At 70.6% G+C, this 11,107-nt stretch carries 11 protein-coding genes; 4 read left to right on the top strand and 7 right to left on the bottom strand.

Annotated features, from left to right (window positions below; translation table 11 throughout):
• Positions 1-100: 100 nt before the first annotated feature.
• Entirely contained in the window at positions 101-1,015 is a 915-nt protein-coding gene (locus tag ACFYZJ_RS30220; RefSeq protein ID WP_388573194.1) for an ABC transporter ATP-binding protein, read from the top strand.
• On the top strand, positions 1,012-1,845 hold the full coding sequence (locus tag ACFYZJ_RS30225; RefSeq protein WP_388573196.1) for an ABC transporter permease: 834 nt from the start codon (positions 1,012-1,014) through the stop codon (positions 1,843-1,845). The genes ACFYZJ_RS30220 and ACFYZJ_RS30225 overlap by 4 nt, the downstream gene beginning before the upstream one ends.
• 38 nt (positions 1,846-1,883) lie before the next feature.
• Here ACFYZJ_RS30225 and ACFYZJ_RS30230 read toward each other — a convergent pair whose 3' ends face one another.
• From ACFYZJ_RS30230 to ACFYZJ_RS30255, 6 genes are all read right to left on the bottom strand, one after another.
• Positions 1,884-2,777 (bottom strand): DUF6879 family protein, encoded by an 894-nt coding sequence (locus ACFYZJ_RS30230; protein WP_388573198.1) that lies wholly within the window; start codon positions 2,775-2,777, stop codon positions 1,884-1,886.
• Between the two features lie 157 nt (positions 2,778-2,934).
• The gene (locus ACFYZJ_RS30235; RefSeq protein ID WP_388573200.1) at positions 2,935-3,903 is read right to left on the bottom strand and encodes an SCO2521 family protein; all 969 of its coding nucleotides are present in this window, start codon (positions 3,901-3,903) and stop codon (positions 2,935-2,937) included.
• Between the two features lies 1 nt (position 3,904).
• On the bottom strand, positions 3,905-4,888 hold the full coding sequence (locus ACFYZJ_RS30240; RefSeq protein WP_388573201.1) for an SCO2522 family protein: 984 nt from the start codon (positions 4,886-4,888) through the stop codon (positions 3,905-3,907).
• The gene (locus ACFYZJ_RS30245) at positions 4,885-5,802 is read right to left on the bottom strand and encodes an SCO2523 family variant P-loop protein (RefSeq protein WP_388573203.1); all 918 of its coding nucleotides are present in this window, start codon (positions 5,800-5,802) and stop codon (positions 4,885-4,887) included. The genes ACFYZJ_RS30240 and ACFYZJ_RS30245 overlap by 4 nt, the downstream gene beginning before the upstream one ends.
• 1 nt (position 5,803) lies before the next feature.
• Positions 5,804-7,642, bottom strand: coding sequence for an SCO2524 family protein (locus ACFYZJ_RS30250; protein WP_388573204.1), 1,839 nt, complete (start codon positions 7,640-7,642; stop codon positions 5,804-5,806).
• A 72-nt stretch (positions 7,643-7,714) separates the two neighbouring features.
• Positions 7,715-8,548, bottom strand: a complete 834-nt coding sequence (locus ACFYZJ_RS30255) for an SCO2525 family SAM-dependent methyltransferase (RefSeq protein WP_388573206.1) — start codon at positions 8,546-8,548, stop codon at positions 7,715-7,717.
• Positions 8,549-8,811: 263 nt separating this feature from the next.
• On the opposite strand from ACFYZJ_RS30255, the gene ACFYZJ_RS30260 reads away from it, so the two are divergent.
• The gene (locus ACFYZJ_RS30260; RefSeq protein ID WP_388573208.1) at positions 8,812-9,345 is read left to right on the top strand and encodes a GNAT family N-acetyltransferase; all 534 of its coding nucleotides are present in this window, start codon (positions 8,812-8,814) and stop codon (positions 9,343-9,345) included.
• On the opposite strand, the gene ACFYZJ_RS30265 is transcribed toward ACFYZJ_RS30260, so the two are convergent.
• The gene (locus tag ACFYZJ_RS30265) at positions 9,326-9,805 is read right to left on the bottom strand and encodes a protein-tyrosine phosphatase family protein (RefSeq protein ID WP_388573210.1); all 480 of its coding nucleotides are present in this window, start codon (positions 9,803-9,805) and stop codon (positions 9,326-9,328) included. The genes ACFYZJ_RS30260 and ACFYZJ_RS30265 overlap by 20 nt on opposite strands.
• Before the next feature lie 160 nt (positions 9,806-9,965).
• On the opposite strand from ACFYZJ_RS30265, the gene ACFYZJ_RS30270 reads away from it, so the two are divergent.
• Complete coding sequence (locus ACFYZJ_RS30270; protein ID WP_388573212.1) at positions 9,966-10,901, top strand: dihydrodipicolinate synthase family protein; 936 nt, start codon at positions 9,966-9,968, stop codon at positions 10,899-10,901.
• The last annotated feature ends 206 nt before the right edge of the window (positions 10,902-11,107 follow it).

Consider the following 11,107-nt stretch of genomic DNA (forward strand, 5'->3'; position numbering starts at 1 on the left):
ATCGGCCCGTGGACGTACAACCACGGTCGACAGCCACCGGGTTCGAATGTCAGCGCGCGGGCGATGCCTCACACCGCCTTCCCCCGCCACCGTGGTCCCCGTGATCGAAGTCAACGACCTCACCAAACGCTACGGCGACACCACCGCCGTCCGCGAACTGTCCTTCACCGTCCGCCCCGGCCACGTCACCGGCTTCCTCGGCCCGAACGGCGCGGGCAAGACCACCACCCTGCGGATGCTGCTCGGCCTGATCGAGCCGACCTCCGGCACCGCCACCGTCAGCGGGCACTCCTTCCGCCGGCATCCGCGCGGGCTGCACCACGTCGGTGCCCTGCTCGACGCGGGTGACGTGCACGGCGGCCGCTCCGCCCGGGCGCATCTGGGCGCGCTGGCCCGCAGCAACGGCATCCCGGCGCGCCGCGTGGACGAGGTCCTCACCGAGGTGGGGCTCACGGGTGCCGCTGCCCGGCGCCGGATCGGCGGCTACTCGCTCGGTATGAAGCAGCGCCTGGGCATCGCCACCGCCCTGCTCGGCGATCCACCGGTCCTTCTCTTCGACGAGCCGCTCAACGGCCTCGACCCGGAAGGTGTGTTGTGGGTGCGGGGGCTCTTCCGGAGGCTCGCCGCGGAAGGCCGTACCGTCTTCGTCTCCAGCCACCTCATGTCGGAGATGGAGCACACCGCCGACGAGTTGGTGGTCATCGGCCGGGGTCAGCTGATCGCCGCCGAGAGCCTCGCGGACTTCGCCGCGCGCGGTGCCCAGCCGACCGTGACCGTGCGGACGCCCGACGCCGGTCCTCTTTCCGCCCTGCTGTCCGCCGAGGGCGCGGCCGTGGTGCCGTACGACACCGAGACACTGAAGGTCGCCGGGGTCGACTCGGCGCGGGTCGGGGAGATCGCCCACGAACACCGGTTCCTGTTGTGGGAGTTGGCCACCCAGACCGCCTCCCTGGAGGCCGCCTTCATGGAACTGACCGCCGACAGTGTCGAATACCTCGCCGGGGAGCCCCGATGACGACCGCCCTCACCCTGCCCGCCGCCCGATTCACCGACCTGCTGGCTGCCGAATGGATCAAGCTTCGTTCGCTGCGGTCGACGTACTGGGCGCTCGGCGCCAGCGCCCTTGGCATCATCGCCTTCAACGCCAACGCGGCCCGCGCGGACTACAGCAACTACCCGCACTACGGCCGCGTCATCCAGGCGCACTTCCTCTCCTGGGCGCTGCGCGACGCCTTCACCCAGGGCGCCGCCATGATGCTGCTCCTCGCCGCGTCGAGCATCGGCGCCATCACCGTCGTCGGGGAGTACTCGACGGGCCTGATCCGTACGACCTTCGCGGCCGTCCCGGACCGGCGTGCGCTGATGACCGCGAAGGTGGTCGTCGTGACCGCCGTGATGACGCTCTACGGCGCCCTCATCGCGGGCGCCTCCTTCGCCGCGACCCAGGCCATCCTCGACGGGCGCGGGCAGGGCGTGTCGATCGGCCACCCGGGGGCACTGCGGTTGGTCGTGGCGTCGGCGCTCCTCGCGCCGGTGTGCGCGCTGGTCGGCATGGGCCTGGGCGCGCTGATCCGGCACAGCGCGACGACCATGGTGCTCGACATCTTCGTCCTGCTGTTCCTGCCGTCGTTCATCACCGACCGCTACCACTGGACGGTCTGCGTCAGGAACGCTATGCCCTTCAACGCCTGGTTGCGCCTCGTCGACGTCGACTACGCGAACCACCCGTTCACCCTGGTCCCGCGCTATCCGACGACCGTGACGGGCGGCTGGATCGTCTTCGCTGCGTGGGCGCTCGTGGCGGCCGTCGTCGCGGTGGTCGCCGTGGACCGCCGCGACGTGTGACTCTGGGGCCTGCCTCTGTGTGACGCGCGGCGTTCCGCTCAGCCGGACGCGGCGGTCGGCGCGGGCAGGGTGCCCGGGCCGGTGGGCTCGGTCGCCTCCCACAGGACGTTGAACCGCTTCATCCGCTCCTGGACGTGCGTGGGTGTCAACTTCAGGAGGGTCTTGGCCGGTACGACGTCCACGTCCGGCTCTATCTCGTAGCAGAGCTGCCCGTCGAAGACGATGAAGTCGTTGGTGAGCGTGAGGCGGGCCCGCTGCGGCAGTTCCGAGCGGACCGCGATGCGTGCGTCGATGCCGAGGTCCCGCTGGCTGCGGCAGAGTTCCTCCAGTTCCTCGGTGCGTTCCAGCGGGTTCTTCACGAGGAACAGCCGCCGCACCCGCACTCCCCGCTTGACGGCCTCCTCCTGTGCCTTCAGATAGCGGTTGGCGGGCTCGCTGGTCCAGAAGTCGCGGTCCACGGGGGTGCTGGTGGCCTCCAGGGTGTGGGTGGCGCACCCGGTGAGGGCGATCAGCCAGTCGTGCTCCTCGCCCGGGCAGTCCGTGCTGCCGCGGCTCAGGCTCTCCATCGTCGCCGCGAGCTGGGCGATCCGGTCCTGGGCGAAGTCCTTCACCAGCTGTGACTCCTGACGGCCCACATGCGTGTAGGCGCGCGCCAGCCGGGCCACGCCGTCGGACCGCAGCACCGAGCGGTCCACCTCACTGAACAGTTCGGTCGCCTCACTGATCCGGACGAAGGCGTTCTCGATCTCCCTGCGCGTCTCCTGGTGGTACTTGTCCAGGCCGTGCTCCATCGAGTTCAGCCGCTGCTCGAAGTCCACGAGGTACTGGATGATCAGTGCCGCGCCACCGAGGACGACGGACACGGTCAGCTGCCATACCTGGTTCTTGTCCTGGTTCAGGACGTTGGTCAGGAGGTAGGTGGCGGCGGCCACCACCGCCGTGACCAGTGTTTTCCGTAACAGGTTCGGCGAGTGCTGCGCCTCCTCGTTCCTCGATGCCCCGCGTGCCTGCCGTGATGACGCTCCTGACGCTTCTGACGCTCCTGTCATGTCGGTCTCCCCCGTCACGGTTGTCGGTTGGTGCCGCCCTTCAGCGCGTACTCAGTGCCTCGTGCAGCAACGGAACGGCCTGGACGGCCAGTTGGTCGCGGATGCGCTGGACCAGGGTCTGCCACTGACGGGTGAACCCCGGCTCCCGTTCCAGCACGTCCCACAGGTGGCCCAGGGTGCGGTCCACGTGTGCGCGCGGCATCCACAGATGCAGCAGGTGATCGACGGCCGGACGCAGCGCGAGGACGGCCGAGGGGCCGTCCGCCGCACCGAGCCGGCTGCTGTCCAGCATGTGCACGACGGTCGTCAGCAGCCAGTCGTGCAGGGCGAGGTCCTCGCACAGGCCGGCGGCCGCGGCGGCCGGGATGTCCTCCGGCAGCCTCAGCTCCACGGTCCGCAGCCCGTGCTCGGCAAGGGTGAAGCGCTCCAGCGACGGTCCCTCGCCCTCGGGGGCGCGTCGCGCCGCCCAGCGCAGATGGGTGCGCCGGGACTTGAAGGGTGCCTTGTGGTCGAGCAGCGGATGGCGCAGCAGTTGGGCGAGCAGGCTCTCGGCGATCATCCCGAGGTCGAGTTCGCCGCGTGCGCCGCCGCGCAGGACGCCTTCGGCGGTGGCCTGCTCAGGGAGTTTCCCGAAGGGTTCGACCAGGCCGGGCCTGACGAGGTAGTGGCCCCAGGGGCGGCGCGTGTCGGGGCCGGCGGACGGGGCGGTGAAGTAGGCGGTGGCCTGCAGGACGCGGCCCTCGGTGAGCGCGGCCCGGGCGGCCACGGTGCCGACGGCGCGGACCTTGGCGCCGTTGGAGGTGGGCAGCCGGCAATCCACGCCGGTGAGGACGTCCGGGGACAGCGCGTACAGGTTGGGCCGCTCGGAGACCCGGACGTGCTCGTCCGCCCGCAGCCTCAGCAGTTGGGCGGCGGCCCGGCCGTCCAGTGCGTGGAAGGACGGCAGCAGACAGGTGCGCACCTCACCGCAGGCGAGCACCGGGCGGGTCGGCTGTCCCCCGGCCGGCATCTCAGCTCCCCTCGGCGGTGAAGGCGCCGGCGGGCTCCTCGTAGAAGACGTACGTGGCGCGCTGCGCGACCGCGTCCGGCACCGCGGCGCCCTCGCGGGCGGAGCGTTCGGCGACCTGCTTGAGCGCGCCCGAGTCGACGTCTATCTGGTCGAGGATGAGCCGGACCGCGTCCTCGACGGCGAGGAAGCGGTTGGCCATCAGGGTGCAGGTGCGGTACGCGCTGAACGGTGCCGCCGCCGGGTTGAGCTGGATCAGCGGCGGTAGCCGGTCCCACTCGTGGGGGAAGTCGCGGCCGGTCCACGGGCGGGGTACGAGGACCGGTTCGCCGAGATGGCGCAGCAGGCCGAGGCGGGCGAGCTGCCAGACGGCGGCGAGGAACGGGCAGGACCACAGCCGCTGTCCGTCCTTCTCGGACCACAGCTCGACGTCCATGAACACGGAGTGGTTGCGGGCGGCGGTCTCCTGGGGCGGCTGCCAGCCGGTGACCTCCTCCATGGCACTGCGGGAGCCGGGGCTGCGCTGACCGTTGGCGAGCCAGCCGGTCTGGCTGACGGGCGGCCGGGAGCCGTAGCTGCCCGGCGGTGGCGACTCGACGAGGCGGTGCATCACGGACTCGGCGAGTTCGATCTTGTCGGCGACGGCGCAGCCCGACTCGCGGGCCAGGTAGTCGATGACGAGCCCGGCCCGCTCGGCCTCCTGGAGCACCACGGGGACGAGTTCGGCGGGGGTGGAGAAGCGGGTGAAGTAGTCGTCGATGAGGAAGCAGGTGCTGATGCGGGGCCGTTTGCCGCCGGTGCGGCGGGCGGCGGCGGCCCGGGCCGCGTCCACCCAGATCCGTACCTCGGCGAAGTGCTCGCGCAGCCGCTCGGGCCCGGCCTCGAAGTCCTCCATGTAGAGGTGGCCGAGTTCGAGGGAGAGATGGGCGAGCGGGACGGACTGGGTGCGGGGCTCTGCGGTGGTCTCGCGGAACACTGCTTCCGTCACGGCTGCTCCCAGTACTTGTCGTCGGTCAGCCGGTTCGCCAGTTCGCTCAGTGCCTCCCAGGTCTCCCGGTTGGCGATCTGGCTGTCGAGGACGTCCTCGTCGGTGATGAGCTGCTCGCGCCACTGCAGGACGGGCTCCAGCGGCACGGAGCCGAGCACCTGGGTGTATCCGATGCCGAGGGTGGAGGACATCTGCTTCAGGTCGCGGTCGCAGGCACGCATCCACGCCGACTGGGTCGCCGACACCTGGGACCACAGCGCCGACTCGGGGTCGGGTACGGCGGCCCGCACGAAGCGGATGACGTTCCGCAGCGCGTCCTCGTCGTGGCCGCGGGCCACCCCGCCGGCGACGATGCCGCGCTTGCCGTGCACCAGGCTCGCCGCGGCCGCCACGTGCTGCCGGGTCCAGCGGTGGAAGACCAGCCAGCGGGCCAGGACACCGCGCAGTTCGCGCTGCGCGGTGGCCTTCAGGGCCATGTCGACGGCGTAGCTGCGGCCGGCGCTGAGGTCGATGACGATGATGTCGAACTCGCTGTTGAGCCGCAGCAGGAGGTCGACGCAGCGGCGCAGGGTGTCGTCGGTGATGGCGAACTCGCCGCCGCTGACGTCGCCGGGCATCAGCACCAGGCTGCCGGAGCCGGGGGGCCGGTTGCGCAGCACCGGGTGCTCGGTCTCGGCCCAGACGTCGATGCGGGCCGGTTCGCCGACCTCGCCGGTCAGGTAGGAGTGCAGGCCACGGTCCTCGGCGGCCCGGCGGGCGTCGGGCACGTCGAAGACGGCCGCCGCGGTGGGCGAGCCGAAGTCGAAGTCCAGGTAGCAGACGTCGTCGCCGGCCAGCGCCCGGTGGTAGGCGAGGTTGGCGCTGGTGACGGAGCGGCCCGTGCCTCCCTTGTCGGAGGCCGCGAAGACGAGCACGTCACACCCCCTGGGCCGCGGCTTCCCGGGCCCGGGCGAGGGCGTCGAGCTGTCCGAGGACGTCGAGGGTCAAGGAGCAGGCGGTGCCGGGTTGTTCGTCCACGAGCCTGCGGGCGCGGCGCAACTTGACCTCGATGCCCCTGAGTTCCATGCCCCGGTTGCCCTCGGAGGCCGGTGCGGGCTCCATCTGTTCATTGCCGAGGAGGTGGGTGGCCTCGCTCAGCAACGACCGGGCCAGCACGGTGAGTTCGGTGCTGCGGATCGGGGGCTGCTTGTACATCTGGTGGACCTGGACCATCACCTCGGTGACGCGCTCGGTGACGCTCCAGGACACCTGCCCCTCGTACGCCGGGGTATGGGGATAGGCGGCGTGGACGTTGTCCCACAGGCCGGTGCCCTCGCCGTCACCGATCCGGCGCCGCCACAGGTGCTCGAAGATGTCCTCGGCGAGGCGGAGCAGCCGGTCGTGCGAGGCGAGGTTGCGGGAGAGCGTGCACAGCTGGATGGTCCGCTTGAGCAGCTGCGCGGAGAAGTCGCTCATGATCCACTGCATGGGCGGCCCCGCGCTCTCGCTGCCCTGCAGCGGCAGGGTGACGCCGGGGTGGTGCAGCCGGATCATGGGGTCGTCGCGGGTCATGCGGCTGGTGATGCGGCCGCGTTCGGCGAGGCGTTCCATGACGCTGACGGTGCGGGTCAGGTCGTCGTCGGTGGCGCGCCGCCGCATCAGGTCGTGGACGAGGATGGCGGCGACGGAGAGGGAGAAGTACTCGGACTCCAGTTTCTGGCCGGTGGTGCGCCAGGGGATGTCCTCCAGGGGCCACCGGTCGCCGCCGAAGCGCGCGATACCGGACCAGAACTGCTGGGTGATCTCCCAGCGCAGTCGTAACGCCTCGGCGAGTCGCTGCTGTTCGGGGTTGAGCAGGCCGAGGGTGAGGGTGCGGTCGGAGAACAGGTCCTGGATACCGTCGAGGGCGACCACGGTGAAGTAGAGGTACGGCACCGGGTTGGCGATGCCCCGGGGCTGCGGCCCGATGGGTTCGGCGGTCTCGACCTCGGGCGCGTCCCTGACGATGCTCCAGCCCCAGCCGCATTCGAAGAGCTGGTTGGGGTCCTTGAGGCCTTCCTCGACGTCGACACCGAGGACGAAGCTCTCGATGATGGCGGCGCGCAGCGCCTCGAAGCGGTCCTGGAACCTGCGCAGCACATGCCGTTGCGACAGCCGCCCCTGGCCGAGGAGTTCGCACAGCGTGCGCCCCTGGGAGGAGTCGGTGTCGAAGACGTTGATGGTGAAGGAGCGCAGCAGGCTCACCATGGCCGCGGTGAGGCGGTTGCTGGTGGCGGCGCGCACTTCCTGGATGGTCTCCAGGATGTCGCCGCGGCGGGTCTTGGACTCGTAGACCTTGAGGAAGCCGAGGGTGGCCAGGCACAGGGTGATCGACATGGAGTACGAGTCGACGACTCCGAGGTCGCGCTGCTCCGGGGTGAGGTCGCGGTCCTTGTCCCCGGACACGAAGTAGTAGCCGCCGGCGAACGTGGGTCTCTTCTCGTTCGTGTGCCTGCGCATGAACTCGGCGGTCGCCGTGACCAGGTTCGCGGGGATCTCCAGGCGTCCGCCGGCCTTCTTCATCGCCTTCTGGACGTCGTCCTGTGTGGTGTCCGGGTCGTCCAGGCGGAAGGCGGGGATCTCCGTGGCCGGATACAGGATGCAGAGCAGGCGCTCGGCGTCGGCGACGCTGCTTTCCCCGCCCCGCTTGCCCCAGTTCCACTCCCCGCCGTCGAACGAGTGGCGGGCGACCGCCTGCCAGATGTCCAGCAGATGCTGGCGTGGCTTGATCTGCATCCCATGCCCCTCACACAGGCCGCGCTGCCATCATTGGAGGACGTGCCGTCTTCTGTTGTGACGATGCGGTCCTCAACCGGTCGGAATACCGGTCTCCGGAGTACCGGAACCCGGAGTACCAGACTCCGGAATGTTTGACTCCGAATTCCTCCGGCCATAGGCGACGATCATTCCCGAATAGCCTTCACGCACGGCGGCCGAGGCCTTGAGGCGCATGGTCTCGAACTCACCCGCGAAAGGCCGCAGACTCTCGTACACCTCCAACTCTCCCACGTCGCAGGCCGGGAAGAAATGGTCACCCGTGTAATACCCGATCGAATGTTCCATGAACGCGGCGGCGAAGGGAGCCCCGGGGGCGAGGGCACGCAGGAAGCACTCGACGGCGCGGCGGAACTCGTCGTGCGAGGTGGTCATCGACTCGGCGACGAAGAACATGGTCCCCATGGACCACCGGCCCTCGTGCCGCACCAGGTCGAAGAGGTTGCCCGACTGGACCCGGACCACGTCCCGGAACCTGGCCCGCGGGTCCAACTCCAGTGCGCCGTATGCCTCGTTCTTGCGCAGCAGGTCCCAGAACTGGTCCCAGTTACCGTCGTAGGAGGCGACCTGGCTCTCGAGGTAGCGGACGTTCGAGGGCGAGCGCTCGTAGAGGGTGATCTCGTCGCACCAGGGGAGCATCGCGAGCGCCGGGTAGAGGTTCGCACCGGCCCCGACGTCGATGCCGGAAACACCGGCGGTGTCGCGTCCCCGGAAATGATCGCCGAAATGATCGCCCACGATCTGAAGGATCTCCGCGTCCTCCGCCTGCAGGCCGCGATAATTGTGCTCAACGTAGGCAATGGGGTCGAATGCGGCCCATGGTACGTCCGCATTCAGCTGGACATCCCCCGGCGATCTGAAGGTCATTGGTCGAGCGTACCAATCGGAAGACGGGTCCGGATCCCCCTTCGGCCAACCGGGCGAGGCAGTTACGCCAGTTGGGGCGCACCAGGGGCGCATCGGGGCGAATGACTATTTGGACCTGATCCGGCCTTGAAGGGGCTGGATCGTCCCGCTCAAGATGGTCGGAAATCTGTCGAACGCATCCGAACGGCAGACAGCGCGCGCCCCAGTGGTACCACCCGCACGGATGGTCACGCGCGCTTGACTCCATTCCGCAGGGGGGCGGCATGACTGTGTTTCCGGAGGAACGTTTCCCTTCGCGTGGCGGGCCCACCGGACCGGCTCTGTTCCGCGATCGGGCGTTCATGGACCGCCCCCTGACGATGCGGGGGGTCACGGAGGACGACCTGCCGGAACTGGTGCGGGTGGACCGGGAGGCGTTCCCCGACGACCCGTACCCCTACTTCGTGCTGCGCCAGCTGTTCGACCTGCACGGGGACTGTCTGCTGGTGCTGGACGACGGGGAGCGCCTGCACGGGTACGTCCTGTACGTCACCACGCGGGACGGCTACCGGAGTTGGATCGTCAGCCTCGGCGTGACCCGGGACCAGCGGGGGCGTGGGCTCGGCCGGCGGCTGATGCTGGAGGTGCTGCGCCGGCTGCGGGCGGAGGACGTGCGCGAGGTGCGGCTGACGGTGGAGCCGGCGAACGCGGCCGCGATCATGCTCTACCGGTCGCTGGGCTTCTCGTCCGACGAGGGGGTGCGCAAGGACTACTTCGGGGCGGGAGAGGACCGGCTCATCATGACGCTGGGGCTGTGAAGGTGCGCACGTACCGCCGCTGCCAGGGCGTCTCCACGGCGTGCCGGTCGTAGTGGGCGCGCACATAGGCCACGGCCCGCTCCCGCGGTACGCCGTCCAGCACGGCGAGGCAGGCGAGCGCGGTACCGGTACGCCCGCGTCCGCCGCCGCAGGCGACCTCGACACGTCCGTACGCGGCCCGCTCCCAGGACTCGGCCAGCAGCCGCCATGCCTCGCTGCGACTGCTGGGCAGCCGGAAGTCGGGCCACCGCAGCCAGTCGGAGGCCCAGGGCACCTCCGGGGGCCGCTTGCCGAGCAGATACAGCCCGTAGGTGGGTGCGGGTCCGCCCGGCAGGGGCCGGCGCAGGCCCCGCCCGCGCACCAGCCGCCCGGACGGCAGCCGCAGGACGCCGGGCGCCCCGGGGTCCCAGCCCTCGCCGTCGGCCGTGCCGGCGCCGTTGTCCGGTGCGGGACCGCTCATCGGCCCAGTGTCGGGCAGCCGGCCGGCGCCGGGCGCCCTGTTTCGCGGGCGGCGGACGGGCGCGTCGGCCGTCGGGCGCCGCTGTCGCTGCCGCCATCCTGGGCAGGAGCGCGAGCGTACCCCCGAGCTCGTACGTCGTCAGCCACCCCTGGGAGCCTTGATGACCTTGCCCGTTCCGCTGAGCGGCGTCGTCCCGCCGGTCTGCACGCCCCTGACACCGGACCGCGAGGTGGACGTCCCCTCGCTCCTGCGGCTGGTCGACCACCTGGTGCAGGGTGGGGTGCAGGGACTGTTCGTGCTGGGCTCGACGTCGGAGGCGGCGTTCCTGACGGACCGGCAGCGCCGCCGGGTGGTGGAGACGGTGGTCGCGCACGTCGGTGGCCAACTCCCGGTGATCGCCGGGGCCATCGACATGACGACGCCCCGCGTGCTCGACCACGTCCGGGAGGTCACGGCGGCGGGCGCGCAGGCCGTCGTCGTCACCGCGCCCTTCTACACGCGCACCCACCCCGCGGAGATCGTCCGGCACTACCGGCTCATCGCCCATCACTCCCCCGTGCCGGTCGTCGCCTACGACATCCCCGTCTCCGTGCACGTGAAGCTCGGCCCGGAGCTGGTGCTGGAACTGGCGGCGGACGGAACGCTGGCCGGTCTGAAGGACTCCAGCGGCGACCTGGCCGGGCTGCGCGCGGTGGTGACGGGGATGCGGTCGCGTCCCGGGACCGCCGGGTTCAGCGCGCTCACGGGTTCGGAGCTGCTCGTGGACTCCGCACTGGCGCTGGGCGCCGACGGGGCGGTGCCCGGGCTGGCCAACGTGGACCCCGAGGGCTATGTCCGCCTGGACCGGTTGTGCCGCGCGGGCGACTGGGAGGCGGCGCGGGCGGAACAGGAGCGGCTGTGCGCGCTGTACGGCATGGTCCGCGCCGGGGACCCGGCCCGGATGGGCGGGAGCTCGTCGGCGCTGGGGGCGTTCAAGACAGCGTTGCACCTGCGTGGGGTGATCACGTGTCCCGCGACGGCGGAGCCGCAGGTGCCGCTCACGCAGGAGGAGCGGGAGGAGGTGGGCAGGTGTCTGGCGGCGGCCGGGCTGCTGTGACCGTCACCGCGGGTCTTCCGCCACCGACTCCCTGACCCTCGGCACATCACGGGGCCGAGTAGCCACGACACCGTACGGGCCGAATGGCCACGACACCATACGGGCCGAGTAGCCACGACACCATACGGGCCGAATGGCCACGACACCATACGGGCCGAATGGCCACGACACCATACGGGCCGAATGGCCACGACACCATACGGGCC

The sequence above is a fragment of the Streptomyces sp. NPDC001848 genome (assembly GCF_042891915.1).
Lineage (GTDB): Bacteria > Actinomycetota > Actinomycetes > Streptomycetales > Streptomycetaceae > Streptomyces.